The sequence below is a fragment of the Sphingosinicella sp. CPCC 101087 genome (assembly GCF_004151485.1).
In the GTDB taxonomy this organism is placed as follows: domain Bacteria; phylum Pseudomonadota; class Alphaproteobacteria; order Sphingomonadales; family Sphingomonadaceae; genus Allosphingosinicella.
On the sequence record NZ_SBFF01000008.1, the window covers coordinates 26335 to 51816 of the forward strand.

Genomic DNA, 25482 nt, shown 5'->3' on the forward strand with positions numbered 1-25482 from the left:
CAGATCCGGTGGAATTTGCGCGGAGCGGTTCAGTCCGCCTCGCAGTCTCCACAGCGGCCGCGCACCTCGATGACCGGACGCGCCGCCGAGAAGCCGGCGCGGCGGGCCATTTCGCGGACACCTCCGGACAGGCTGTCGTCGTCGACATGCTTGGCCTGACCGCACTGGTCGCAGATCAGGAAGATGCAGTCGTGGAGGCAGTCCGGATGGTCGTTGGCCACATAGGCATTCGCGCTCTCCACCCGGCGCGCGAGATTCGCGCCTACGAACAGGTCGAGAATTCGATAGACGCTGTTGGCGGCGACTCGGCGCCCCTGGACCTGCGAGACCTTCTCGGCAATGTCATAGGCCGAGGCGGGCCGTTCGAATCCCGACAGAGCGGCGAAGACAGCGGCGCGCATCGGCGTCCATTGCTCGCCCGACCGCTCCATCGTCGTCCGCGCAGCGTCCGCGAGGTCGGTGCCGGAATGACTGTGGTGGATATGGGCCATGGTGGGGAAATAGGACTTTCGGGCCCCCGGAACAAGCTTGCGCCCTCGTATGAAGCCCTTCGGCAGACTCGGTCCCGACCTTGCGCTTGCCTGCCCCTGCACAGGGAGGCATTGGACGATGGGTAGATTGGATTGCCCCGGCCGGCCCTGAGACGTGCCGCGGGCAAGCTTCACCTGTTCATTGTCGAAGGATCAGATCACCGCTCGGCGGTTCAGATCGTGCCCGAGCGCGAGGATCAGCACGCCCGCAACCGAATAGACGGTGGTGAGGGCGTCATGATCGAGCGTCAGCGCGCCCGCCATGATGCCCAGGCCGAGGCTGCCGATCGCCGCCGGGAGCATGAAGCCGTGGGCGAGGATGCCGCGGCCGAGGCCGACGATGCCGAGCCCGAGGGCCAGCATCATCCCCAGCTCGTGGACGATCGGATCGAGCAGCAGCCCGCCGGCCGAAGCGAGGACGGCGAGAAGCACGGCGCTGGCGATGCAATGGACGAGGCAAAGGCCCGACAGGCCGATGGCCAGCCGGTCGATCGCTTCGCTCCTGATCGCACCCTGAATCACGCGCACTTCACCTCCTGCCGCCCTTATAAGCGCCCTCGCGGCGAGTTACAATATATCATCAGGATGAAAGTTCCGCGACGGCGCGCCGCTTCGGCCGAGATTCCTTGGCGCCTCCTCCCTGATCGAGCAGGGCCTTCGGGAAGCGGACCTTCCTTCACCGTCGACGAGAAGCCGCGATCACCCGCGCGTGCGGCCATGCGCCCGGCGAACGAGACGGGTTCGACGTCGGCATGCACGGGGACGTCCTCCACTGAACAAACGGCCGGGACGTCGACGAGCCGGCGGTGCGCCGGGTGATGCGCCAGTCCGCGCCCGCCGCGGCGACCGAGCGGGCGCGATCGGCGGGCGTTGGCAAGCGTGCGCCGCTCCGCCATAGGCGGCGCATGTTCTCGAGACCCGCAGCGGCCCGGCCGCGGCCCGCCGCCATTTCCGCCTGGCTGCTCGTCGTTGCCGCCCTGGTCTTCCTGATGGTGGTGGTCGGCGGAATCACGCGCCTTACCGAATCGGGCCTGTCGATGGTGCGCTGGGAGCCGATTTCCGGTGCAATCCCGCCGCTCGACGACGCCGACTGGCAGGCCGAGTTCGACCATTACCGGGCGACTCCGCAATATCGGATCAACAACAGCGCGATGACGCTGGAAGACTTCAAGACCATCTTCTTCTGGGAATATGTCCACCGGCTTCTCGGACGGCTTATCGGGCTCGCTTTCGCTTTGCCTTTGCTCTGGTTCTGGTGGCGCAGGGCGATCCCGGCGGGATATGGCTGGAAGCTGACCGGGCTGCTGGCTCTGGGGGGGCTTCAGGGCGCGATCGGCTGGTGGATGGTCGCCTCGGGCTTGGTCGATGTCCCGGAGGTCAGCCACATCCGGCTTGCCGTCCATCTCCTCACCGCTTTGCTGATCTTCGCCGGCCTGATCTGGGTCGCCCTCGATCTCAGGGCCATGGCGAGGCGGCCTTCGGCACCGCCGGTCCGGATGCCGCTGCTCGCCATCTGGGCCCTGTGCCTTCTCTTCCTCCAGTTCCTGTTCGGCGCCTATGTCGCCGGGCTCGAGGCGGGCTATGCCTTCAATAGCTGGCCGCGAATGGGCGACGAATGGTTCCCGGCCGAAGCACCGATGCTCGAGCCGTTCCTGCGCAACTTCGCGGACAATCCCGTCATGGTTCAGTTCGTGCATCGGTGGCTCGCCTTCGTCGTCGCCGCCTTGGTCGTCTGGCTCGGCACCCGCGCCTGGTCGCAAGGGTTGCGCAGCGAGGCCACGATGCTGGTCGGTGCGGTCGTCATTCAGATCCTGCTCGGCATCCTCACCCTGCTCTCGGGCGTTCAGATAGACATTGCGGTGGCCCATCAGGGGATGGCGGCCCTGCTGCTCGCGGCCGTGATCCTGGCCGCGCATCGCCTGGGGGAGAGAAAGGCGTGAACGACATCGTCAGCGTCTACTCCACGTTCGGCAGCGAGGAAGAAGCGCGGCGCGTCGCCCGTATCCTGGTCGAGGAAGGGCATGCCGCCTGCGCCAACATCCTCGCGCCTTCCCATTCGATCTACCGCTGGCAGGGCAAGGTCGAGGAGGCGCCGGAAGTGCCGGCGATCTTCAAGACGAGCGCCGAACGGGCGCCGGCGCTGATCGCCCGCATCGGGGCGCTCCACAGCTATGATGTTCCGGCCGCCGTCATCTGGCCTGTCGCAACGGCGCTCGATGCCTATCAAGCCTGGGTGGTCGAAGAGACCCGAACGGGCTGACATGCGTGCGGCGGAACTGGTTCCGGCGGCCGGCTCGGCGACCCAAGGCGGGTCGGCGGTCTGGCTTCGATGGAGCGGGACGGCGCTGGCCGCGAGCGCCTGGTTCTCCGCCGCTCTGTTCGGCATCTACATCATCTTCTTCTACGCCGGGGCGATCGCCGTCGGCACGCCGGCCGATTGGAACGAGGTTCTCCCCGGACTGTTCGCGCCCGAAACGCCCGCGGCAACGGCCGGAATAGCCGCCCACTTCGCCGCCGGCGCCATCCTGCTGCTGCTCGGGCCTGTCCAGCTCGTCGGAAGGATACGCCGGGCGGCACCCGCCCTTCACCACTGGATCGGCCGGCTCTACGTCGCCTCGGCTCTGATCGCCGGGCTCGGCGGCCTCGCCTTCATCCTCGTCAGGGGCACGGTCGGGGGGACGGTCATGGACCTGGGCTTCGGCCTCTACGGCGCACTGGTCGTGGCGGCGGCAGTCGAGACGCTCAGGCATGCACGCGCGCGGCGCCTCGAGCGCCACCGCGCCTGGGCGATCCGGCTCTTCGCGCTCGCGATCGGATCGTGGCTCTACCGGCTTGAATATGGACTTTGGTTCGTCGCCACGGGCGCCGCCGGACACACCGCCGATTTCCGCGGCGGGTTCGATCTCGTGATGGACTTCGCTTTCTATCTGCCCAACCTCCTTGTCGCGGAGCTCTTCATCCGCGCGCGCGCGGCGCCGGGCCGGCCGCTGCTCCAGACGGTCAGTGCGCTCCTGCTCACCGCCGCGACGGCGGTGATCGCCCTCGCAACCTGGGAGTTCGCGCGGCTCGCCTGGCTTCCCGGGATCGCCTTTCGCGTGACGGGATGAACCACGGTCCGATCCCGCTTCCATAGGCTATGGTATTGCAATACCTCTCGTGAAACCCGCCCAATCCCTTGACTTTCCACACCTCCGCTGCCATCTGCCCGCCGTCCGCGCCGCTCGCATTCGCAGCGGCGCTGCTCATTTTGAAGAGGTCCGGGCCCATGAAGGCGCTGATGAAGACCACCAAGGCCGTCAAGCCGGCCGAGGTGGAGAAGAAGTGGCATCTGATCGATGCCGACGGGCTGGTGGTCGGGCGCCTCGCGTCGATCGTCGCCAACATCCTGCGCGGCAAGCACAAGCCGAGCTTCACCCCGCATGTCGATTGCGGCGATCATGTCGTCATCGTCAATGCAGACAAGGTGCGCTTCACCGGCCGCAAGCTGGCGCAGAAGACCTATTACAAGCACACCGGCTATGCTGGCGGCATCAAGGAAATTACCGCCGGCAAGGTGCTGGAGGGCCGCTTTCCCGAGCGTGTGCTGGAGAAGGCGATCGAGCGGATGATTCCGCGCGGTCCGCTGGGCCGGGAGCAGATGCGCTCGCTTCACCTCTATTCCGGCGCCGAGCATCCGCACGGCGGCCAGAATCCTGAGATCCTCGATGTCGCGGCGATGAACCGCAAGAACAAGGTGGGTGCCTGATGTCCGATACCCGTCAATCGCTTTCCGATCTGGCTGAGCTGACCACTGGCGATGCCGCTCCGGCGGCGGAAGCCCCCGAGGCCGCACAGCCCGTCGAGCCGCGGGGCGGCCCGCCCGCGCCGCTGCGCGAGCAGCAGATCGACAAGCAGGGCCGCGCTTACGCCACTGGCCGCCGCAAGGACGCGGTCGCCCGAGTCTGGCTGAAGCCCGGCACCGGCAAGATCACCGTCAACGGCCGCGACCAGAGCGTCTATTTCGCCCGGCCGACCCTGCGCCTCGTGATCAACCAGCCGTTCGACATCGCCGAGCGGCGGGGCCAGTATGACGTCGTCTGCTCTGTGGTCGGCGGAGGCCTTTCGGGCCAGGCCGGCGCGGTCAAGCACGGTATCGCCCAGGCACTGAGCCGCTACGAGCCGGCGCTTCGGAGCACGGTCAAGCAGGCCGGCTTCCTCACCCGCGACCCGCGCGTCGTGGAGCGCAAGAAATATGGCCGCGCCAAGGCTCGCCGCAGCTTCCAGTTCTCGAAGCGCTGATCTGGCGAGACGAAAAGGTGCTTCAACGAGGCGGCTCGGAGAAATCCGGGCCGCTTCTGCTTTCAGGCGGCGGCGAAGCGTCTTATTCTTCCGGCCGCGGGCTCCAGGCCGGGTCCCAATCTCCGAGGCTGTGCATGAGATCGATAATCCTCCTCCCCTTCGCCGCTCTTCTCCTCTCGGGCTGTCTGGTCCGTACCGCCGCCAACGTCGTGACCCTGCCGGTCAAGGCCGTCGGCGCCGGAGTCGACGCCGTCACGACCAGCCAGTCCGAGGCGGATCAGCGGCGCGGGCGCGAGATACGCGAGCAGGAGGAGAGACTGGGGCGGCTCCAGCGCCGCTGCGAGCGCGACCCCGATCGGGAGGAATGCGACGAGCTGCGGCAGATGCCGCGGGCGGGTTGATCCTCACGCCGCGAGCGGCTCCGCCTCCAGCGCGTGCAGCATGACGTCGATCACCTGCCGGCAGGCCAGCCACCAGCTCTGCCGGTGCGCCGGCGTGAACGAATCGCCGAGCAGCGATTCCAGGGCCGAGAGCAGCGCATCGGCGATGATGACGTGATGCCGCTCGCCGATGCCGAGCGCCGCGCCGTGAAATGCGAGCCATTCGAGCACCGGGACGATCGGGTGGAGACGGTCGACCAAAGCGACGATGCCCGCTACCGCATGGTGGAGTTTGTCGCCGCGCAAAGCCGGATTGCTGCTGAACAGCCGCCAGAGCGCCGGGTCCCGGGCAAAAAGCTCGGCCATGAAGCAGCCGGCGAGCTGGATCCGCTGCGTTTCGGCGATCCGAAAGCTCCTCTTCACCAATTGGCACTGTTGCGGGGTCATCATTCCATCCTTTCCTTCTCGAAGGAGGGATAGAGACGCTGCGTGGCCGGCTGATGCCGCCGGCGGGGCCATATTGTTTCAATTGTGGCGGCTGCCGCGCTCAGCCGGAGCGCGGCAGGATCCACGCCTCAGCCCGCAGGCATATCCCCGCGCCGCAGGTCGGCGAGAAATTCTCGCACGCGGCGGGCATTGACGCCGATGTCGCTGACGCCGACGCGGCTCACCGAGCGCATGTCGACGATCGATCCGGTGCCGTCGCCCGCCGGCCGCACCCGTACGACGACATCGTCCTTGAACCGGAAGAACAAGCTGGTGTCGACCGCCTCGACGATGCCGTTGTCGGGATCGGCGGTGACGATCTCCCATCCGCGATTCTCGGCCAATGCTCGCGCCCGCGCGACGGTCTCCTCGACGCTCCACGGCACGCGGATCGTGGCGATATCGCCATAATGCTCGCGATGGATCGCCTTCCAGCGCTCGCGCGGCGAAAGCGCGGCAAGCTCGGCGCGGCCCATGTCCGGAACGACCGCGAGATTGTCCTCGCGCTCGGCGAGGCGATGGAATTGCGGCCAGTCTTCCAGGTCGGTCGAGATGTCGTGGATCGGCGGCACGCTGCGAGCCGTCCGGATCTGGTTGCCCAGAAATGCGACGAAGGCCCCCGCCACCAGGATGACCGCGAGGTTGAGCAGAATCAGTTTCGGTGCCGCGCTTCGCGCAATGAAGATGGCGACGAGCGCCAGCACGATTCCGGCGATAGCGGCGAAGAAGGCATATCGGAGAACGCTGAAACCGACGCCGAAATGCCAGGCGCCGCCGCCGGCACCGAAGGCGGCGATCGCGGCGGCGGCCACCGAGCCGAGGCCGAGAATCGCGGCAGCGATGCTGAGGCGGCCGGCCCAGCGCCGCTTCTTCATGGCTTCCACCATCGACCGTCCTCCAATGAAAGCGCGCCCCCTATGCGCCCCGCCGTCGTTTCGGACAAGAGCCTGGGGCGGTTCTGGGGCGCCCGGACGGGTCCGAACCGCCGCTCCGTCCCGTCCGGCGAGGACAACGGCTTCTTAAGGTGAACCGCCTAGAGCGGCGGCATGCGAGTCCTTCGAAAGCATGTCGAGCCGGCCGCAACCGATGCCGACGATCCGCTGTCGCTCGCCCAGCTCCTGGTCCAGGACTTCGGTCCGGGCGTCGACGAGCGGGCGGAAAGCGCAGCGCGCGAGCGGCTGCGCGCTCTGGTGCCGGCGCCCGCTTTCTTTCTCGGCGTCCATTTCATCTGCGCCGCCGCGATCCTCATTGCCGTTGGGCCGCGGGCCGTCGCATCGGTCCAGCTACTGGTGCCGCTCGGAGCGCTGCTCCTCATCGACGTGGCGGCATGGCTGCTTTCCCGGCGCTTTCCGGTGTCGAGGATCGCCCCCCATGCCGCGCTACGATTTGCGGCCGTCTATGCCGTTGCGGCCATCGCCCTGACTGCAGCAGCCTTCGCCGCGGCCGGGAGCGCCGACGCCGGCGCCGCCCCCTTGCTGGGGCTCGGCCTCGCCTGCGGCTTGCTCGCCGTCCCCCTCTCCTTCGTCGCCTTTCCGGGCCTCGCGGCAATCGGGGGCTTCGGCGCCGCCGCCGCTTGGCTGTTCCTGTCGGGCGACCCCGGCAGCACCAGCATCGGCGCCTTGCTCGCTTTGTGCCTGGTTCAGCTGAGCGTGCGCCACACCGCGGAACGGCTCACCCAGCTCAGGCGGCGGGTGGTAATCGACTGGAAGGCTCAACGTGCCAGCCGTTTCATCGAGGAGTTCGAGCAGGCCGGACGCGGGTGGTTCTGGGAGACGACCGCGCGAGGTGCCTTGTCCTACGTATCGGATCAGCTCGCAGACGACCTTGGCATGCCCGCGGCGGACCTGATCGGCCGCCCCTTCACCGACCTGATCGGTTCGGATTCGTCCGGCTCGGCGGATTCGTCTGAACGGACGCTCGGATTCCACCTGTCCGCCCGCCTGCCCTTCGCCGACATCACCGTGCGCGCGAACATCAAGGCGGAGCTCTGGTGGTCGCTGTCCGGGACGCCGAGCTTCGACGAATATGGCCGCTTCCTCGGCTTTCGCGGCATCGGTACCGACCTGACCGAGCAGCGCCGTTCCGAGGACGAGATCAACCGCCTCGCAAAATATGATTCCCTCACCGGCCTGCCGAACCGGATGCTGATGCGCCGCACGCTCGACGAGACCCTGCAGGGCAGCGGCGCGAATGGCGAATGCGCGCTTTTCCTCATCGACCTGGACCGGTTCAAGAACGTCAACGACACGCTTGGGCACCCGATCGGCGACGCGCTCCTGAAGCAGGTCGCCCAGCGCCTGGCTTCGGTGATCGGCGAGAAGGGCCAGATCGGCCGGCTCGGCGGCGACGAGTTCAAGGCCGTGCTTCCAGGGATGACCGATGAGGCGACGCTGGCCCAGCTCGCCGCACGGCTGATCCAGCAGGTGTCGATGCCCTACCTGATCGAGGGTCACAACATTTCGATCGGCGCTTCGGTCGGGATCGCTCTGGCGCCGACGGATGGCGCCTGCGGCGACGCGCTGATCCGCGACGCCGACCTCGCTCTTTATTCCGCCAAGGCAGCGGGCCGCGGCACTTTCTGCTTCTTCGCGCCCGAAATGCATAGCGAGGCGCAGGACCGGCAATTGCTCGAGAACGACCTTCGCAAGGCGATCACCCGGGGCGAGCTCGAACTCTATTACCAGCCGGTCGTCGACGCGAAGACGGAGGCGCTTTGCGGCTTCGAGGCCCTGGTGCGTTGGCACCATCCCTCTCGCGGCATGATCTCGCCCAGCACCTTCATCCAGCTCGCCGAGGAGTGCGGAATCATCGTCCAGCTCGGCGAATGGGTGCTGCGCACCGCCTGCGCCGCCGCTGCGAAATGGCCGGAGAATGTCCGGGTTGCGGTCAACCTGTCGCCGGTCCAGTTCACCGAGGCGAACCTGCCCAACACGATCGTCAGCGCTCTGGCCAATGCCGGCCTGGCGCCGCGCCGGCTCGAGATCGAAATCACCGAAGGCGTGTTCCTGGTCGAGAGCGAGTCGACCGACGACATGTTCGCCCGGCTGAAGGCCATCGGCGTGCGCCTGGCGCTCGACGATTTCGGCACCGGCTATTCGAGCCTCGGCTATTTGCGCAAGACTCCGTTCGACAAGATCAAGATCGACCAGTCCTTCGTCCGCGGCGCCGCCAAGAAGGGCAGCCGCAACGCCGCGATCATCCGCGCCATCGTCACTCTGGCCGAGAGCCTCGGCATGGACACCACGGCCGAAGGCGCCGAAACGCATGACGAGCTCACCCTTATCCGGGACCTCGGCTGCTCGCACGTCCAGGGCTTCATCTTCGGGCGCCCGATGGTCACGGAGGAAGCCGACAAGCTCGCCGCCCAGAACAAGGCGGTCACCGCCGACGGTTTCCAGTTCAACCGTCCGCCCCGGCAGGGCCTCCTCAAGGTCGCGACCTTGCAGTGGAACGGCATGCAGATGCCGGTTCGGGTTCGGAACATCTCGACCGGCGGCGCACTGATCGAGGGTGACCGCGCATTGCCCATCGAGGCGAAGGTCCAGCTCGATCTGCCCGGTTGCGGCTGCCTCGGCGCAGAGGTCCGCTGGACCGATTCCGGTCGCCTGGGGGTCCAGTTCGACGAGGAACTGGACCTGCGCCGGCTGGTGCCGGGCCGGCCAAAGGGGTTCGGCGCCCGCCTGCAGAGCGATTCCTATCGCCCGGTCGAGCTTTCCCAGGGCCTGGAGAAGAGGGCGTTGCGCGCGTCCGACTTGCGCTGACGCCCGGGGCCGATGAGAAGCGAGGGTGTGGGCGGCCGGTGCCTAGTCGGCATCGCACCCGCCGGAGAGAGTTGACCGGAAAGCTCGGATTGTGGCAATCGCCAGTCGTCCCTCGGGGATGGCAAGGGCGCCGGAAGACCCTACATTCCGGCCGGTGCGGGCGTAGCTCAATGGTAGAGCAGAAGCTTCCCAAGCTTACGACGAGGGTTCGATTCCCTTCGCCCGCTCCATCCCACGCGCATTGATCGGCTAACCCCCCGAGCCTTTGTGGTGCTCCATCTTGCCGGGCAGCGCCTGGTTCTACGCGGCTCCGGTTCCGCTCACGACGCAGCCTCGGGTGGGAAATTCCTCAGCATCGCGGCGGCAATCGGCGGAAAGGCGTCGGCCCGTTCGGCGATCCCATGGAGCTTCGGGCAGCGTGCTTTCAGCCACGCCCGACGCGGGCGCCAGTGCGACATCGCGCCGACATAGACGTCGAGCGCCGACGGCCGCTCACCCAGGACCCATGGCCCCTCGCCCGTCTGGGACTCGAACTGCTCCCACAGAGACCGGCGATAGGAATCGATCCGCTCGACGAGCTGATCGGCGGCCTCGGGCGCCCAGCGCTCGGGATAGTCGCGGAAGGTGAAGGTCGGGTAGAGCGCCGAGACGAACCAGACGAGCCGGTTGAGAAAGGACGCGCGGAGCGGGTCGCCGGGCGGCGGCGCGAGTCCGGCCTCCGGATGGCGCTCGGCGAGATGAAACGCGATCGCGGCGCTTTCGGTGAGCGCCTGCCCGTCCGGCCCGATCAGGGTGGGGACGCGGGCGAGCGGATTGACCGCGAGCAACCGCTCGCGTGCCTCCCCCGGCCTGTCGAAGCCCGCGACGTCGACGAACGCGTACGGCTCCCCCACCCAATCGAGCATCGCCTCGGCCAGCGACGAACCCCATCCGCGCACCCCGAACAGCTGCCATTCGCTCATCCTTGCCGCCTCCGAAGAAGGGATTTCCGACCGGCCCCGTGGCTTACCGCACCACCGGCTTCAATGCGCCCCGCTCGATCCTCGAAAGGTGCACCGGCAGCGTCTCGAACAGATCGGCGACACGCGGCTCCCCAGCCGCAGCGAGGCGGGTATTTTCCCAGAAATCCGCCGGCGGTGCCCGGTGCCCGGTCCCCGCCAGCGCCGGCGCGCAGCGAAGCGCAGCGGCTCCGAGCAGCCCTGATTCACCGCGCCGGCGTATGAAGGCGAGCATATGTTCCGCGCGGGGTCCCTCGACGCCGACCGGCTCCCAGCTCCCCTCGGACCAGAGGTCGGCATGGGCGCGTCGCGCGCCAAGCATCTGCGCGATCAGCCGCTGCTTGGCCGCGTCGAATCCGTGCGGCTCCGCGGCACCAAGAGCCTCCGCGCGTGCCGTGTAATCCACCGGTCGACGATTGTCGGGATCGACCATGCTGAAGTCGGCAAATTCGCACCCCTGATAGCAATCGGGCACGCCCGGCGCGGCGCAGCGCAAGAAGACCTGGACCAGCGAATTGGCCTCCGCGGCCGGCGCAATACGGCCGACGAAGGCCCGTGCCTCATCGAGGAAAGCCGCCGAACGAGTCGGATCGAGCAGCCGCTCCACAAAGCCGCGGCAGCGGCCTTCATAGGATTCGTTCGGCTGGGTCCAGGACGAGCGCAGCTTCGCCTCGCGCAGCGCCTTCTCCATCCACGCCCACAGCCGCTCCCGGAAGGCTGCGCAGGAATCCGCCTCCTCGATCGCCAGCGCCGCCGGCCAGGCTCCGACCAGCATCTGGTAGAGCATATATTCGTCGCCCGGATCGATCCCGCTTTGGGCGGCGCCATTCGCCCGGCGCCACGATTCCGCCGCGGTGATCCATTCCTCCGCGAGCTCGCTCAGGACGGCGAGGCGCGCGCGAACGTCCTCGCCGCGCTTGTGGTCGTGGGTCGCCGTGGCGAGCATCGCTCCGGGCCAACGCTCGCCGCGGCCCGCCATCGCCGCCTGGAAGGACTCGACGTCCATCGAAAACCGGCGCGGATCGAACCCGACATCGTTGCGCGAGAGCAGACGGCCGTAGCGGTAGAAGGCCGTATCCTCGACGGCCTTGGCGGCGATCGGGGCCGAGAGCTGGCGAAAGCGGCGGCGGGCATCGGCGAGGCGTGCGGGCGGCGCAGGATCGGCTCCGGGGGTATCATCGGGGACGTCCGGGGCGAGCCAGGCGAGCAGCCGGTCGAGCACGTCCGCCTCGCCCGGGGGTGCGAGCGGAAGCGCCCGGCCGCGCACGTCGGCGAGCAGAGGTGCATCGGCGGCGTCGCCATAACCGCGATAGACGGGAAAAGCCTGGAGCAGCGCCTCGATGGCCCGGCGGAGGCTCGGCTTGGTGAAAGCCCTCGTCTCGTCCGAACAATCGGCCACCGCTGCGAATGCCTCGACACAGGCCGCGAGCTGGCCCTCGAACTCCCATGCGAGGATTTGCCGTCGCGCAAGGAGCTCCTCGCCGCCGGCGTCGAGGGCGCGGCTGCTGACCTGCGACCAGTGCCGGGCGAGCGGCGCCTCGCCGGCCGGATCGTGAAGCAGCGCGGCGACCTGTTCCATGAAATCATAACCGCTCGTGCCGTCTACGCCCCACTCTTCGCGCAGCGACTCACCCGGACCGAGTATTTTCTCCACGAGGATCCAGGCGTCCGCCCCGAGACGCGATCGAAGTCGGCGGCAATAGGCGGCCGGATCGGCGAGGCCGTCGACATGGTCGACGCGCACGCCGTCGATCAAACCCTCGGAATGAAGCCTGAAATAGAGGGCGTGGGTCGCCTCGAAGACCGCCTCGTCTTCGACACGGACGCCGGCCAGGCCGGTGATGGTGAAGAATCGCCGCCAGTTGAGCAGATCGTTGGCGGCGCGCCACCAGGCGAGCCGGTAATGCTGGCGCTCGAGCAAGGCCGCCAGGTCACCGCCCGACTGGTCCTCGTCGCGGAGCGGATAGAGATCGGCGCCGTGCGCGAGGATCCAGAGCCGCCCCTCGTGTCGCTCCAGGCGAAGGTCGCCGGCCGCGATCGCCACCTCGGGCGGTGCGCCGAGGAAGGGCAGCAGGATCTTGTCGCTCCAATCGACGTCGAAATAGTCGGCGAACGCACTGGCCCTTCCCTTGGCGAGCAGGTCGTTCCACCAGGAATTGGCGCCGCCCGTCACGCTCATATGATTGGGCACGATGTCGAGGATCAGCCCCATGCCCTCGGCGCGCAGCCGGCCCGCCAGCCGCCGGAACCCCGCTTCGCCACCCAGTTCGGGATTGATCCGGGTCGGATCGATCACATCGTAGCCGTGGGTAGATCCCGCCTGGGCTGCGGTCACCGGCGAGGCATAGACATGGCTAATCCCCAGGTCGCGCAGATAGGGCACGATCGCTTCGGCCTGGTCGAAGGTGAAGGCCGAGTTGAACTGCAACCGATAGGTGGCGCGCGGCCTCATGAGCGCCTCGCCGCTGCAAGTTTCGCCACCCGCTCGCGCACCGGCGGCGCGTCGAGCATGTCCTCGGCTAGCACCGGGAGGCGCCGTCGCCAGTTTGGATGTTCGTCTATCGTGCCGGGAAGGTTGGGTTGCTCGGCGAGCCCCAGCAGGTCCTCGGCGGGAATGATCGCGATGCGGCAGCGGCTGCGGCCCGTCTGCTCGATCGCCGCGGTCACGGCCCGCTCCGGCTGGTCCTTCGCCGGCTCTCGGCCCCCGTCGCCGATTGCCCGCCAAAGGCGGCGGCGCTCCTTCGCCCGCGCCGCCCGCTCCTCCGTCGACGAGGCGAATCCGCTCGATCGGCCGATCCGCCAGGTCCAGTCGATGTCGCGCTCGCACCACCAGCCGGCCACGGTCGGCAGATCGTGGGTCGAGGTCATCGCCGCGGCGCCCGCATCCCACTGGTCGGGAGGCTTGTAGCCGCCGCTGCGGGTCCGCTCGAACCAGAGGACGCGCATGCCGAGCAGACCGCGCGAGTCCATCTCCTCGCCGAAGCCCGGCGGGATCGTGCCGAGGTCCTCCCCGACGACGATCGCCTTGGCCCGCCAGGATTCGAGCGCGAGCAGCCGCATCAGATCCCGTTCCGGGCAGTCGAGATAGACGCCTTCGGTCGCCGGGAAGCCGTGCGGCACCACCCACAGACGCTTCAGGCCGAGCGCATGGTCGATCCGGATCCCGCCCGCATGTCGCAAGGCCGCCCGAATCGTCGCGATGAAGTCGCGAAACCCGGTCCGCTTCAATCCTGGCGGCGAGAAAGTGGTGATACCCCAGTCCTGCCCCTCCGGTCCGAGCAGATCGGGCGGAGCTCCGACCGAAAGTCCGGAAAGCAGGGCGCCTTGCGCGCTCCACGCATGGCTCCCGCCCGGATCCATGCCGACCGCCATGTCGGCGATGATCCCGATGCCCATGCCCGCATCCCGCGCGGCAGCCTGGGCGCCGGCGAGACCCTGGTCGGCGAGCCATTGCAGGAACAGGTAAAAGCCGATCTCGTCGGCGTGTCCGCGGGCGAATTCGGCGACCGCCGCGCCGGCAGGATCGCGATAGGCTTCGGGCCATTCGTGCCAGCCGCGGCTGCCGCGCTCCCGCAGGAAATGCGCGTAGAGGGCGTCATAGCGGGCGTGGCGCTCCAGACTCTCCCCCTGCTCGCGGCGAAAGACCTCGACGGCGTCGCGCGTCTCGGGATCGCGCGCGTCGTAACGCCGCCGCAGGCGCGCCAGCCGCTCGGGAATGGCGCCTTCCCAGTCGATCAGCTCGCCCGCGGTCTCGAAGGCAGGCGGCGTGCCCGGATCGGCGAAAAGGACGTTGAGGAACAGCCGTGTCGATGGGCCGTAGGGACTGTAGCGGACGGGGTCCGCCGGGAAGAGGGCGTGGACCGGGCTGATCGCCAGCGCGTCCGCGCCGGCCTGGCCGGCCGCGGCGGCGAGACGGGCGAGCGCGGCGAAGTCGCCGAATGGCTCCCCGCGCCGGTCGCGCAGCGACGGAAGCTGGACCGCCGCGCCCCACGCCTTGCGCCCGGGAACGGCATCGTCCGGCGTCCAGGCGCGCGGCGGAGCGACGGCGACGGTGAGGTCTCCCGCATCGTGATAGCCCGGCTCGTCATAGCCCGGCAGCATGCGGCCCGAAGGCAACCGAACCGGCTCGCCGAGCTCGGCAGTGACCAGTGGCGGCGTCTCGCTTTCGCCCGTCTCGCCGAGCGCATCGAGAGCCGCGACGAGCGTATCGTCGCTCACCACCTGTGCCTTGCCCGCCGCATCGGTCCACTGCCGCTGAAGGCCCGCCTCCCGTGCGCGGCGGTGAAGCGGGCTTTCGCCGCTCATTCGACCGAGCTTTCCCAGGCGATGATCGCCGCCGCATGGGGCATCAGATAATAGCGGTCTTTGATTTCATGCTCCTCGAGGTCGGGATGGGCGCTGTCGATGAGCAGACGCCGGACCGCCGAGGGCGGCGGCAGATTGTAGACCAGCGCCTCGTCGGAGCTGTTGAGGACGAGACAGACGATTTCGGTCCTGCCGCTGTCGAGGCGGCGGGCCAGCCGCATGACCAGCGCCCGCCCCTCCCCATTGTCCCAATCCTCCTGCGCGAGCGGCATGCCGCGCTCGTCCCACCAGTCGATGTCGGGCAGGCCGGGCACGACTTCGTCGCCGTAGAAATAGCGGCGGCTGCACAGCAGAGGGTAGCGAAGCCGGATCTTGATCAGCCGTCGAGTGAAGTCGATCAGCGACTCCCCCTCCGCCTCGCGCGCGCGGCGCCAGTCGAACCAGCTTATTTCATTGTCCTGGCAATATGCATTGTTGTTTCCGCCCTGGCTGCGGGCGAACTCGTCGCCGCCGAGCAGCATCGGGGTCCCGTGGGATCCGAACAGGGTCACCAGCATCGAGCGGCGGACCCGCGCCCGCATGGCGTTCACCGCCGCATCGTCGGTAGGTCCTTCATGGCCCCAGTTGCGCGACAGATTCTCGCTGTGGCCGTCCTCGTTATTCTCGAGATTGGCATCGTTGTGGCGCTGATCGTAAGCGGTAAGGTCGGCCAGCGTGAATCCATCGTGGCTGGTGAGGAAGTTGACGCTCGCCCAGGGGCGGCGTGCCCGGCGGTTGAACATGTCGCCCGAGCCTGAGAGACGGGCGGCGAGTTCGCCGCGCATGCTCGAATCGCCGCGCCAGTAGCGCCGTACCGCATCGCGGTAGCGGTCGTTCCATTCGGCGAAGCCGGGCGGGTGGTTGCCGAGCTGATAGCCGCCGGGGCCGACGTCCCAGGGCTCCGATATCAGCTTGATTCGCTGCAGCACCGGATCCTGACGGAGCACGTCGAAAAAGGCGGCGCCCGGCTTGAAGCCTTCGTCGGTACGCCCGAGCACCGTGCCCAGATCGAAGCGAAAGCCGTCAATGCCGAACGAGGTGACCCAGTAGCGAAGCGAATCCGCGACCATCTGGATGACCCGCGCCTTCGACATGTTGAGCGTGTTGCCGGTACCGGTGTCGTTCACCGTGTAGCGGGGCTGGCCGTCGACCAGCCGATAATAGGTCGCATTGTCGAGGCCCCGCCACGACAGGGTCGCGCCCCGCTCGGAGCCCTCGGCCGTATGATTGTAGACGACGTCGAGGATTACCTCGATTCCGGCCGCGTGCAGCCGCCGGACCGCCAGCCGCAGCTCGTCATGGCTTTCGCCCGCGAAATAGCGCGGCTCGGGCGTGAAGAAGGAAAGCGTATTGTAGCCCCAGTAATTGCTGAGGCCCTTTTCCTGGAGGAATCGCTCGGAAACGTAGGCGTGGATCGGAAGCAGCTCGATCGCCGTGATCCCGAGGCGCTTCAGATGATCGATCACGGGCGCACTGGCGAGGGCCGCGAAGGTACCGCGCTCGCGCGGCCCCACTTCCTCGAACAATTTGCTCAGGCCGCGGACATGCGCCTCGTAGATCACCGTTTCCGACCAAGGGACGTTGGGCCGCACGTCCCCCGACCAGTCGAAGGCGGCGTGGGTCACCACGGCCTTGGGCATGGCCGGCGCGCTGTCGCGCCGGTCGAAGCTCATGTCGGCGCGCGACGAGCGCACCCGATAGCCGTGCAGCGCGTCGGTCCATTTCAGCGAGCCGACCAGGCTTTTGGCGTAAGGATCGAGCAGAAGCTTGTTCGGGTTGAACCGGTGGCCTTCCTCCGGCGCATAGGGGCCATAGGCGCGATAGCCGTAGACCAGACCGGGCAGCGCGTCGGGAAGGTAGCCGTGCCAGACCTCGTCGGTCCATTCGGGCAGCACGTAGCGGGCGATCTCGCGCTTGCCCGCCGGGTCGAAAAGGCAAAGTTCGATCTTCTCGGCATGGGCCGAGAAGACCGCGAAATTGATCCCCGTGCCGTCGAACGTGGCGCCGAGCGGATAAGGGGATCCGGCCTCCAGCCGGTCAAGGCGCGCCATCACTCTTCTTCCTCGTAGCGCAGCATCAGGGCCGCGAGAGGAGGGAGGACGCATGCCGCCGACGCCGGGTTCCCGTCGGCCTGAACGAAACCCTGATTGCCCCGGTCGCTGCCGCCGTAGATCGCGGCATCGGTGTTCAGAAGCTCGCGCCAGCGCCCGGCGCCCGGCAGTGGCAGGCGATAGGCTTGGTGCGGCTGCGGAGTCATGTTGACGACGAAGGCGATCGGCGGATCGCCCGCCTCGCCCTTGCGAAGGAAGGCGAAGACGCTGTTCGCGGCATCGTCGCCCACCAGCCATTCGAACCCGTTCGGCTCGGCGTCGCGGCGGTGCAAGGCGGGCTCGGTCCGGTAGAGGCGGTTGAGGTCGCCGACCAGCCGCTGCAACCCGGCATGTTCCGGCCGCTCGAGCAGGTGCCAGGCGATCTCCGCATCATGCGACCACTCGCTCTCCTGGCCGAGCTCGCCGCCCATGAAGAGCAGCTTCTTGCCGGGATGTGCCCACATGAAGGCGAGATAGGCGCGCAGAGTCGCCAGCTGCCGCCACCGGTCGCCCGGCATCTTGCCGAGCAGCGATCCCTTGCCGTGCACGACCTCGTCATGGCTGAGTGGAAGGACGAAGCGCTCGGTCCAGGCATAGACGAGGGAGAAGGTCATCTCGTGGTGGTGCCAAGCGCGGTGGATCGGGTCCCGCTCGACATATTGGAGGCTGTCGTGCATCCAGCCCATGTTCCATTTGTATGAGAAGCCGAGGCCGCCTTGCTCGACCGGCGCCGACACGCCGGGCCAGGCGGTCGATTCCTCTGCAATGGTGACGGCACCGGGGCAGCGCTCCGCCACGATTCGGTTCAGCGCCTTCAGGAACGCGACGCTCTCCAGATTCTCCCGCCCGCCATGGACGTTCGGCACCCATTCGCCCGGTTTGCGGCTATAGTCGCGGTAGAGCATCGAGGCGACGGCATCGACCCTCAGCCCATCGATATGGAACGTCTCGAGCCACCACAGGGCCGAGGCGATCAGGAAACCGGCGACCTCGCTGCGGCCGAGATTGTAGATCAGGGTGTTCCAGTCCTGGTGATAGCCCTCCTTCGGATCGGCATGCTCGTAGAGATGGGTTCCGTCGAACATCGCCAGCCCGTGCGCGTCCGAGGGGAAATGCGCCGGCACCCAATCGAGGATGATTCCGATGCCCTCGCGGTGGCAGGCATCGACGAAGCCGGCGAATTCCTCCGGCGTCCCGAAGCGCGCCGAGGGCGCGAATTGCGACAGCGGCTGATAGCCCCAGGAGCCGCCGAACGGATGCTCCATGATCGGCATCAGCTCGATATGGGTGAAGCCCAGCTGCGCGACGTAGGGAACCAGCCGCTCGGAAAGGCCGCGCCAGTCGATCGAGCTTCCTTCCCCGAGCGGGCGTAGCCAGGATCCGGCATGGACCTCATAGACGGCGATGGGAGCGTCGGGCCGCTGGCGCGCCGCGCGCGTCTCCATCCATTCGGAATCGGTCCAGCGGAAATCGGGCACCGGCGCCACCACAGATCCGGTGCGCGGCGGGCATTCGGTCGCCCGGGCGACCGGGTCGGCCTTGAGCAGGAGTTGCCCGTGCGCGCCGACAATCTCATATTTGTAGGTCTCGCCCGGCCCGATCCGAGGCACGAACAGCTCCCAGACTCCCACTTCGGGCCGCAGCCGCATCGGGTGGCGCCGTCCGTCCCAGCTGTTGAAGTTGCCGACGACCGAGACGCGGCGAGCGTTGGGCGCCCATACCGCGAAGGCGACGCCCGGAACGCCGTCCATCTCGCCGGGCTGCGCGCCGAACCTGTCGGCCAGCCGCCAGTGGCGCCCTTCGCCGAACAGATGCAGGTCGAGCTCGCCGAGGACCAGCCCGAGCGCATAGGGATCCTCGGTCACCTGCTCGGCGCCCCCCGGCCAGCGAATATGAAGCAGATAGGAGGACTCGCCCTCCGGAAGCGTCCCGGTCCATAGCCCGTCGCCATGATGTTCGAGCCTGCCGATCGGCCGGCTGCCGTCGGACGACAGAAGGTCGACCGCCTCGGCGCCCGGCTGGAAGGTCCGCACGGTGCCGCCATGCGGCCCGAGCAGGGCGAACGGATCGGTGAGGCGGCCCGCCACCAGCTCGGCTGCGGCCTGCGCGAACCGGTCCTCGCTCACTGGTCTCTCCCGAGCACCCGCGCCGCGATGCGGTCGAGGCCGCCGCGCGGAATGTCTATCCAGTCGGGGCGATTGTTCGCCTCATAGCCGATCTCATAGGCGGCCTTCTCGATCAGATAGAGGTCGAGCAGCGGCCCCCTCGGATCGCCCGCTATGCCGGAATAGCCGCGCAGAAAGGCCTCGACCGCGCTGTCGCGGAATCGGTCGAACAGCAGGCGCACCTCGTCATCCACCGTCTCGTCCGCCAGCGTCAGTTCCCGCAGCACCGCGGCGGCGGCATAATCGAACGACCGCAGCACGCCCGCCACGTCGCGCAGCGGAAGATCCTTTGCGCGGCGCTCGGCCAGCGGCCGCGCCGGCTCGCCTTCGAAGTCGATGAACATGACGTCGCCGGCGGTCACCAGGATCTGGCCCAGATGCAGGTCCCCGTGGATGCGGATGCGCCGCTCCCCGATGGCCTGGCGCGCCAGGGCATCGATGGCCGGGAGCAGGTCCTGTCCGCCTTCGAATCCCTCGAGCTGGCTGCACACGCGCGCGCCGAGGGCCAGGGCCTGAGCCTCGGTCACCGTCTCGGGCGCGAAGGCGGGATCGTCGCTCGGCAAGGCAAGCAAGGCGTGCATCTGCGCCAGCCGTGTGCCGAGCGTCTCGGCGAAATTGCCGTAATTCTCGAAATCGGCGTCGGCCTTGGCGGCCTCGGCGGCGAGCCGCGACAAGGTGTCGCGAGTCCACTGCCAGCCGTCGCCATGATTGTAGACGAAACCCTGCACGATCATCAGCGTATGCGGCTCGCCGTCGGCTCCGGTGCGCACCGCCTCCCCGAGAAGCGGCGGCACGTGCTCGAACCCGCGCTCGCGAAGCACGCGGGTCATCTCGGCCTCCGGATGGATGCCCGGCTGGATCCGGCGCAGCAGCTTGATCATCGCCTGGCGGCCGAGCGTCATGGTGCTGTTCGATTGCTCTGCGGCGATCCATTCCGGCGCGGGATCCTCCTCCAGTTCGATCGGCTCGCCGGGCAAGAAGCGGATGACGCCGTTCTCGGCCTCGATCGCCGTGCCCGCACGCAGCATTTCGACTGCGGCGCGGGCGAAGTCGGGGATGGCGAAGCCGTCGGTGAGCAGGCCGACGGTGCGGCCGCGCCGCACCCGTGCGAGCGCGAGGTTGGGCGCATAGGGTCCGGAGGCCCCGCCTTCCCAGGCGATGCCGAGCGGCAGGGCATAGCTGGCGACGTCGCGGTCGGTTTCGACCTCGATCTCGACATGGACCAGATCGTTGACGCCCGGCACCGGCACGACGCTCGTCAGGCGGACCGCCGTCACCCTGGCATCCTTGCTGGCGAACCACCGCCGCTGGGAAACATAATCGGGCAGGATCTCGCGCTCCAGCACGGCGCGATTGTCGCCCTGCGCGATGTCCATCAGGCCGCCGCGCAGCACGAAAGTGTGCTGCTCGACCGCGCTTGGCGGCGCCGTGCTGCTCCACTCGGGCGCCTCCGCCTCCTCGCTGAGCATGAACCAGTAGAAGGCGTAAGGCGGCAGGGTGAGGAGGTAGGGAAGCTGCCCGATCGGCGGGAAGGCGGCGCGTCCGGTCATCTCGACCGGAGTCCGGCCGGCATAGTCGCCGAGATCCACCTCGACCGCCTGAGCGGTGCGCGACAGGTTGGCGACGCAAAGGATCGTCTCGCCCTCATGCTCGCGCAGATAGACGAGGACCTTGCGGTTGGCCGGCCGGAGGAAGCGAAGGCTGCCCCGTCCGAAGGCATGATGCTCGCCGCGCACCGCCAGCATGCGCCGCGTCCAGTTGAGCAGCGAATGGCTGTCGCGGTCCTGCGCCTCCACGTTGACCGCTTCGTAGCCGTAGAGCGGGTCCATGATCGGCGGCAGCGCCAGCATCGGCGGATCGGCGCGGGAGAAGCCGCCGTTGCGGTCGGGCGACCATTGCATCGGCGTTCGCACGCCGTCGCGGTCGCCGAGATGGATGTTGTCGCCCATCCCTATCTCGTCGCCATAATAGATGACCGGTGTACCGGGCATCGACAGCAGCAGCGCGTTCATCAGCTCGATCCGGCGCCGGTCGCGCTCCATCAGCGGCGCCAGGCGGCGGCGGATGCCGAGATTGATCCGCGCCTTGCGGTCGGCGGCATAGGTGTCCCACAGATAGTCGCGCTCGGAATCGGTGACCATCTCGAGCGTCAGCTCGTCATGGTTCCTCAGGAAGATCGCCCACTGGCAATTGTCCGGAATGGCCGGGGTCTGCCGCATGATGTCGGTGATCGGGAAGCGGTCCTCCTGGGCGACGCCCATGTACATGCGCGGCATCAGCGGGAAGTGGAACGCCATGTGGCATTCGTCGCCATGCTCGCCGAAATATTGCTGCGTGTCCTCGGGCCACATGTTCGCCTCGGCGAGCAGCATCCGGCCGGGATAATGGGCGTCGAGGTCGGCCCTGATCCGCTTCAATATGTCGTGCGTCTCGGGCAGGTTCTCGTTGGACGTCCCCTCGCGCTCGATCAGATAGGGGACGGCGTCGAGCCTCAACCCGTCCACGCCGAGGTCGAGCCAGAAGTGCATCACCGAAAGCACTTCCTCGAGCACGCGCGGATTGTCGAAGTTGAGGTCGGGCTGGTGCGAATAGAAGCGGTGCCAGTAATAAGCGCCCGCCACGTCGTCCCAGGTCCAGTTGGATCGCTCCGTGTCGCAGAAGATGATCCGCGTGCCGGCATAGGCCTGGTCGGTGTCGGACCAGACGTAGAAATCCCGCTCGGGGCTTCCCGACGGCGCCCGTCGCGCCGCCTGGAACCAGGGATGTTCGGACGACGTGTGATTAATAACCAGTTCGGTTATAACCTTGAGGCCGCGCCGGTGGGCCTCCTCGACGAAGCGGCGGAAGTCCTCCAGCGTTCCGTAATCGGGGCTCACGTCGCGATATTCGGCGATGTCGTAGCCGTCGTCGCGGCGGGGGCTCGGGTAGAAAGGCAGCAGCCACAATGCGGTCACGCCGAGCTCGGCGACATGGTCGAGCTTTCGCATCAGGCCGGCGAAGTCGCCGATCCCGTCATTGTTGGAATCGAAGAAGCTCTTGACATGGAGCTGATAGATGACCGCATCCTTGTACCAGAGCGGATCGGTGGAAAGCGCCGGGTTCATGCTTCCGCTCCTGGCGGCGTCACCCGCCAGATCGCGTAGGGTCGGCCCGGGTCGAGCCGGAGGTGCTGGATCTTGCCGTGCCATCGAAAGCGGCTGCCGCCGACCAGGTCCTCGACCTCGAGCTGGTCATGGTCGGCCAGGCCGAACTCCCACAGGGGGACCTCGAAATCGCATTCCTGCGCGTTGTGCGGGTCGAGATTGACGGCGACCAGGATGATCTCGGACCCGCCCGGCGCGCGCTTGCCGTAATAGAGTATCTGGTCGTTCCACGCGTTGTAGAAGCTGACGTTGAGGTGGGTCTGCAGCGCCGGAAAGGCGCGGCGCAGGCGGTTCAGGCGGGCGATGTCCTCGATGATGTTGCCTGCGCGCTGCCAGTCGCGCGGCTTCACCTCATATTTCTCGCTCTCCCAATATTCCTCCTTGCCCGGCACCGACTCGGCCTCGCACAGCTCGAAGCCCGAATAGACTCCGAACAGGCCCGACAGGGTCGCTGCCAGCACCGCCCGCACCTGGAAGCCGGCGCGCCCGGACGTGTGCAGATAGGTCGGATTGATGTCGGGCGTGTTGACGAAGAAATGCGGCCGAAAATACTCCGCCACGTCGGTGGTCGTCAGCTCGGTCAGATAGTCGGTCAGTTCCTTCTTGCCGTTGCGCCACGTGAAATAGGTGTAGCTTTGCGAGAAGCCGATCTTCGCCAGCCGGTACATCACCGCCGGCCGGGTGAAAGCCTCCGACAGGAAGATCACGCTCGGATGGACGCCGCGGATGTCGGCAATCAGCCATTCCCAGAAGGGGAAGGGCTTGGTGTGGGGATTGTCGACCCGGAAGACCTTCACGCCCTGATCGATCCAGAACAGCACGACGTCGCGCAGCGCGACCCACAGGTCCGGGATCGAGTCGCGCTTCCAGAAATCGACGTTGACGATGTCCTGATACTTCTTCGGCGGATTCTCGGCATATTTGATCGTCCCGTCCGGCCGCCAGTCGAACCAGCCGGGATGGGCCTTCAGCCAGGGGTGGTCCGGCGAGCACTGGATGGCGAAGTCGAGCGCGATCTCGAGCCCGTGCGCGCGCGCCGCGGCGACCAGGCGCCGGAAATCCTCGAACGTGCCGAGCTCGGGATGGACGGCATCGTGCCCCCCTTCCTCGCTCCCGATCGCATAGGGGCTCCCGGGATCGTCGGGACCGGCAGTCAGGCTGTTGTTCCGGCCTTTGCGATGGGCACGGCCGATCGGATGGATCGGCGGGAAATAGAGCGTGTCGAAGCCCATGGCGCGGATTTGCGGCAGGCGGCGGATGACGTCGTCGAACGTGCCGTGGCGCGTGGGATCGTCGGTCTGCGAGCGGGGAAAGAGCTCGTACCAGCTCGAGAAGCGGGCGGCCAGGCGCTCCGCCTCCACCCGCCGCGGCGCGCTGGCCAGAGCGAACGGCCGCGCGTCGGCTTCGTCCATCAGCAGCTGGAGCTCGGGGTCGAGCAGGATGGCGGCGGCCGTCGCTTCGTCCGCTGCCTGGTCGAGGTCCGTGACGAACGGCCTGAGGCGCGGCTCGAGTCCGCATGCAGCCTCGATCAGGGCCCGCCCTTCCTGAAAGTCGACCTGCTGGGCCACGCCGGCGTCGAGCTTCTTGCGAAAGTCTCGGCGAAAGGTTCCGAACAGGTCGAGCCACCCCTCGACGACATATTCGTAGGGCCCGAGCCGTTCGAGCGGGAAGGCGACGGTCCACCGGTCGTTGCCGCGCTCCTCCATTCGCGCCGATCGCCACCTTTTCTCGTCCAGCGGCCGCCAGCGCAGTTCGGCGGCGAGCTGCTCGTGGCCGTCCCCAAAGAAGACGGCTTCCACCTCGACGACATCGCCGACGGTCCGCTTCGCCGCGAACCGGCCGCCATCGACGTCGGGGCCGACCTTCTCGATCACCAGCCGCGGATGCGCCGCCGCCTCACGCGCCTGCTTGGCCTTGCCGCTGCGGCCGACGGCGATCGGCGTCGCGCGCTTGGCGAACAGGGCCCGCACCTCTGCATCGCCGAGCGGCGCAAAGGCGGGAAGGTTGCTCCGCCGCCGCCGGAACGGCTGGAAGTCGGCCCCCGACGCGGCGAGGATCTGGCTTTCGTGCGGCAAGGTGGCCTGTCCCGCTTCTCTATTGGCGAGCACCAGCATCGCTTCGGACGAATCGCGCAGGTCCGGCGAATCGGCGCGCACGATGGCCGTCGCGCGGTTTCCCGCCGGAAACAGGCGCATCTCCCCGCCGAACCGGGCTGCCGCCTCGGCCAGCTCGAATGCATCGCGTACCGCCGAAGGCGCTCGGCCGGCGAGTGCGGCCGGCACGATCAGCCCGTGAGCCGAAAGCGCGGCGAGCCGGAGCAGCCTTTCGGTCCCGGCCGTGTCGGCGGCCCGGCGCGCCGCTTCCGCCGTCACCTCGGCGAGCAGCGGCGCTGTCATGCGCAGCGCCTCATATTCCTCGGCCAGCCAGGGCGCGCGCCCGTCCCAGTAAGCGAAGGAGGAGACCAGTCGGTCGAAGCCGCGCAGGTTCGCCGCGACGTCGCGCGGAACGCCGGGCGTTTGGGCGATCAGGATCAGGTTCGGCTTCTTCTCCCTCAACCCGTCGATCAAGGTCTCGAGCAGGACCGGATCGGCTGCGTCCGGCCGAAGGATTCGAAATCCGGAAGCCCCGGCCTCGAGCGCCGCCGACAATCGCTTCTCGATGGCCGGGAGGACGATGGACGCCGCTTCCGCCGATCTGAGCCGCGCCCGCGCCTCGCCGGCTGCGGGCCCCGGCCGACGCGGATCGATCGGCTCCTCGCCGCGCCATTCGCGCCGCAGGTGGAAAGCTTCGGGATGGCGCGTAACGATCGGGTCGTCGATGGCGAACCGGTCTAGCTCGAAATCGAGCAGCCACGGCAATTCCATGTCGGTGCCGGGCGACTGGCGCACGAGCAGGGCATCGGCGCCGATCGATTGGGCGGCGCCGGGTTGAAACGCGACGTCATCGGTCAGCGACAGGAGCCGCAAGGCGATATTATCCTCCCTGGAACGGCCCCGCGGACCGGTTCGATGGTTCGCCTTCCTAACTCCGCCTGCCGTCCCGCGTTCCGTCGCCTTCAACAGCTTTCGACCGCGGCTCGGAGGCGCCGGCTATCGTCCCCGGTGCGCGGTTCCGGCTCAACCGGCCGCGTCCGCCTGGGCGGGAGTTCCGTTCCCGGCCGGCGGCGCAGCGGCCCGTCTCGTGACGTCCGCCGTTGCCGCCGCTTGTCGTCCGACCTGCAGGCGTTGATCCAGGGAGCCGTCGGCAGTGGCGTGCGTTGGGCCATGGCAAGGGGGGATTCAGGAGCCTGGCTTGCGGGCTCTCCACG

The 25482-nt window shown here is 67.9% G+C and carries 18 protein-coding genes and 1 tRNA gene; 8 read left to right on the forward strand and 11 right to left on the reverse strand.

Annotation, left to right across the window (positions count from 1 at the left end):
• Nucleotides 1–29: 29 nt before the first annotated feature.
• Both EKM57_RS13235 and EKM57_RS13240 read right to left on the reverse strand, forming a co-directional pair.
• On the reverse strand, nucleotides 30–491 hold the full coding sequence (locus EKM57_RS13235; RefSeq protein ID WP_129792990.1) for a Fur family transcriptional regulator: 462 nt from the start codon (nucleotides 489–491) through the stop codon (nucleotides 30–32).
• 192 nt (nucleotides 492–683) lie between these two features.
• The gene (locus tag EKM57_RS13240) at nucleotides 684–1052 is read right to left on the reverse strand and encodes a MerC domain-containing protein (protein WP_371414148.1); all 369 of its coding nucleotides are present in this window, start codon (nucleotides 1050–1052) and stop codon (nucleotides 684–686) included.
• Nucleotides 1053–1435: 383 nt separating this feature from the next.
• Between EKM57_RS13240 and EKM57_RS13245 the strand changes: the two genes are divergently transcribed.
• The 6 genes from EKM57_RS13245 to EKM57_RS13270 all read left to right on the forward strand — a co-directional run bounded on the left by EKM57_RS13245 (nucleotide 1436) and on the right by EKM57_RS13270 (nucleotide 5209).
• Nucleotides 1436–2470 (forward strand): COX15/CtaA family protein, encoded by a 1035-nt coding sequence (locus tag EKM57_RS13245; protein ID WP_206185429.1) that lies wholly within the window; start codon nucleotides 1436–1438, stop codon nucleotides 2468–2470.
• Nucleotides 2467–2790: a divalent-cation tolerance protein CutA gene (gene cutA, locus EKM57_RS13250; RefSeq protein ID WP_129792992.1), complete on the forward strand. Its 324-nt coding sequence runs from the start codon at nucleotides 2467–2469 to the stop codon at nucleotides 2788–2790. Before EKM57_RS13245 ends, cutA begins: the two co-directional genes overlap by 4 nt.
• A 1-nt stretch (nucleotide 2791) precedes the next feature.
• Nucleotides 2792–3637, forward strand: coding sequence for a DUF2306 domain-containing protein (locus tag EKM57_RS13255; RefSeq protein ID WP_129792993.1), 846 nt, complete (start codon nucleotides 2792–2794; stop codon nucleotides 3635–3637).
• A gap of 158 nt (nucleotides 3638–3795) precedes the next feature.
• Complete coding sequence (rplM, locus tag EKM57_RS13260; RefSeq protein WP_129792994.1) at nucleotides 3796–4275, forward strand: 50S ribosomal protein L13; 480 nt, start codon at nucleotides 3796–3798, stop codon at nucleotides 4273–4275.
• The gene (gene rpsI / locus EKM57_RS13265; RefSeq protein ID WP_129792995.1) at nucleotides 4275–4808 is read left to right on the forward strand and encodes a 30S ribosomal protein S9; all 534 of its coding nucleotides are present in this window, start codon (nucleotides 4275–4277) and stop codon (nucleotides 4806–4808) included. The genes rplM and rpsI overlap by 1 nt, the downstream gene beginning before the upstream one ends.
• A gap of 134 nt (nucleotides 4809–4942) precedes the next feature.
• Nucleotides 4943–5209: a hypothetical protein gene (locus tag EKM57_RS13270; RefSeq protein ID WP_129792996.1), complete on the forward strand. Its 267-nt coding sequence runs from the start codon at nucleotides 4943–4945 to the stop codon at nucleotides 5207–5209.
• Nucleotides 5210–5212: 3 nt separating this feature from the next.
• On the opposite strand, the gene EKM57_RS13275 is transcribed toward EKM57_RS13270, so the two are convergent.
• Together EKM57_RS13275 and EKM57_RS13280 are read right to left on the reverse strand one after the other, a co-directional pair.
• Nucleotides 5213–5635 (reverse strand): hypothetical protein, encoded by a 423-nt coding sequence (locus tag EKM57_RS13275; RefSeq protein ID WP_206185430.1) that lies wholly within the window; start codon nucleotides 5633–5635, stop codon nucleotides 5213–5215.
• Nucleotides 5636–5763: 128 nt separating this feature from the next.
• Entirely contained in the window at nucleotides 5764–6561 is a 798-nt protein-coding gene (locus tag EKM57_RS13280) for a DUF1499 domain-containing protein (protein WP_129792998.1), read from the reverse strand.
• 159 nt (nucleotides 6562–6720) lie between these two features.
• Between EKM57_RS13280 and EKM57_RS13285 the strand changes: the two genes are divergently transcribed.
• On the forward strand, nucleotides 6721–9435 hold the full coding sequence (locus EKM57_RS13285; RefSeq protein WP_129792999.1) for a bifunctional diguanylate cyclase/phosphodiesterase: 2715 nt from the start codon (nucleotides 6721–6723) through the stop codon (nucleotides 9433–9435).
• A gap of 156 nt (nucleotides 9436–9591) precedes the next feature.
• Nucleotides 9592–9665: transfer RNA gene (locus tag EKM57_RS13290), tRNA-Gly, on the forward strand.
• Nucleotides 9666–9755: 90 nt separating this feature from the next.
• Here the strand turns inward: EKM57_RS13290 and EKM57_RS13295 are convergent.
• From EKM57_RS13295 to EKM57_RS13325, 7 genes are read right to left on the reverse strand one after another with little or no spacing between them, the layout of a single operon-like run.
• Nucleotides 9756–10397 carry a glutathione S-transferase family protein gene (locus EKM57_RS13295; RefSeq protein ID WP_129793000.1) on the reverse strand — a complete coding sequence of 214 codons (642 nt, stop codon included), beginning with the start codon at nucleotides 10395–10397 and terminating at the stop codon, nucleotides 9756–9758.
• A 43-nt stretch (nucleotides 10398–10440) separates the two neighbouring features.
• Nucleotides 10441–12885 (reverse strand): malto-oligosyltrehalose synthase, encoded by a 2445-nt coding sequence (gene treY / locus EKM57_RS13300; RefSeq protein WP_129793001.1) that lies wholly within the window; start codon nucleotides 12883–12885, stop codon nucleotides 10441–10443.
• Nucleotides 12882–14738, reverse strand: coding sequence for a 4-alpha-glucanotransferase (gene malQ / locus EKM57_RS13305; protein ID WP_129793002.1), 1857 nt, complete (start codon nucleotides 14736–14738; stop codon nucleotides 12882–12884). The genes treY and malQ overlap by 4 nt, the downstream gene beginning before the upstream one ends.
• Nucleotides 14735–16828, reverse strand: coding sequence for a glycogen debranching protein GlgX (gene glgX / locus EKM57_RS13310; protein ID WP_129793003.1), 2094 nt, complete (start codon nucleotides 16826–16828; stop codon nucleotides 14735–14737). Before glgX ends, malQ begins: the two co-directional genes overlap by 4 nt.
• Nucleotides 16828–18993, reverse strand: a complete 2166-nt coding sequence (gene glgB / locus EKM57_RS13315; RefSeq protein ID WP_206185432.1) for a 1,4-alpha-glucan branching protein GlgB — start codon at nucleotides 18991–18993, stop codon at nucleotides 16828–16830. The genes glgX and glgB overlap by 1 nt, the downstream gene beginning before the upstream one ends.
• Complete coding sequence (treS, locus tag EKM57_RS13320; protein ID WP_206185433.1) at nucleotides 18990–22136, reverse strand: maltose alpha-D-glucosyltransferase; 3147 nt, start codon at nucleotides 22134–22136, stop codon at nucleotides 18990–18992. Before treS ends, glgB begins: the two co-directional genes overlap by 4 nt.
• Nucleotides 22133–25141: an alpha-1,4-glucan--maltose-1-phosphate maltosyltransferase gene (locus EKM57_RS13325; RefSeq protein ID WP_129793006.1), complete on the reverse strand. Its 3009-nt coding sequence runs from the start codon at nucleotides 25139–25141 to the stop codon at nucleotides 22133–22135. The genes treS and EKM57_RS13325 overlap by 4 nt, the downstream gene beginning before the upstream one ends.
• Nucleotides 25142–25482: the final 341 nt, after the last annotated feature.

What these genes read in the sequence shown, in the direction of transcription:
- malQ (WP_129793002.1), bottom strand. Translation starts at nt 14,738, where the DNA reads ATGAGCGGCGAAAGCCCGCTTCACCGCCGCGCACGGGAGGCGGGCCTT.
- treY (WP_129793001.1), bottom strand. Translation starts at nt 12,885, where the DNA reads ATGAGGCCGCGCGCCACCTATCGGTTGCAGTTCAACTCGGCCTTCACC.
- EKM57_RS13235 (WP_129792990.1), bottom strand. Translation starts at nt 491, where the DNA reads ATGGCCCATATCCACCACAGTCATTCCGGCACCGACCTCGCGGACGCT.
- EKM57_RS13255 (WP_129792993.1), top strand. Translation starts at nt 2,792, where the DNA reads ATGCGTGCGGCGGAACTGGTTCCGGCGGCCGGCTCGGCGACCCAAGGC.
- EKM57_RS13275 (WP_206185430.1), bottom strand. Translation starts at nt 5,635, where the DNA reads ATGACCCCGCAACAGTGCCAATTGGTGAAGAGGAGCTTTCGGATCGCC.
- EKM57_RS13285 (WP_129792999.1), top strand. Translation starts at nt 6,721, where the DNA reads ATGCGAGTCCTTCGAAAGCATGTCGAGCCGGCCGCAACCGATGCCGAC.
- glgX (WP_129793003.1), bottom strand. Translation starts at nt 16,828, where the DNA reads ATGGCGCGCCTTGACCGGCTGGAGGCCGGATCCCCTTATCCGCTCGGC.
- treS (WP_206185433.1), bottom strand. Translation starts at nt 22,136, where the DNA reads ATGAACCCGGCGCTTTCCACCGATCCGCTCTGGTACAAGGATGCGGTC.
- EKM57_RS13245 (WP_206185429.1), top strand. Translation starts at nt 1,436, where the DNA reads ATGTTCTCGAGACCCGCAGCGGCCCGGCCGCGGCCCGCCGCCATTTCC.
- EKM57_RS13280 (WP_129792998.1), bottom strand. Translation starts at nt 6,561, where the DNA reads ATGGTGGAAGCCATGAAGAAGCGGCGCTGGGCCGGCCGCCTCAGCATC.
- EKM57_RS13270 (WP_129792996.1), top strand. Translation starts at nt 4,943, where the DNA reads ATGAGATCGATAATCCTCCTCCCCTTCGCCGCTCTTCTCCTCTCGGGC.
- rpsI (WP_129792995.1), top strand. Translation starts at nt 4,275, where the DNA reads ATGTCCGATACCCGTCAATCGCTTTCCGATCTGGCTGAGCTGACCACT.
- EKM57_RS13295 (WP_129793000.1), bottom strand. Translation starts at nt 10,397, where the DNA reads ATGAGCGAATGGCAGCTGTTCGGGGTGCGCGGATGGGGTTCGTCGCTG.
- rplM (WP_129792994.1), top strand. Translation starts at nt 3,796, where the DNA reads ATGAAGGCGCTGATGAAGACCACCAAGGCCGTCAAGCCGGCCGAGGTG.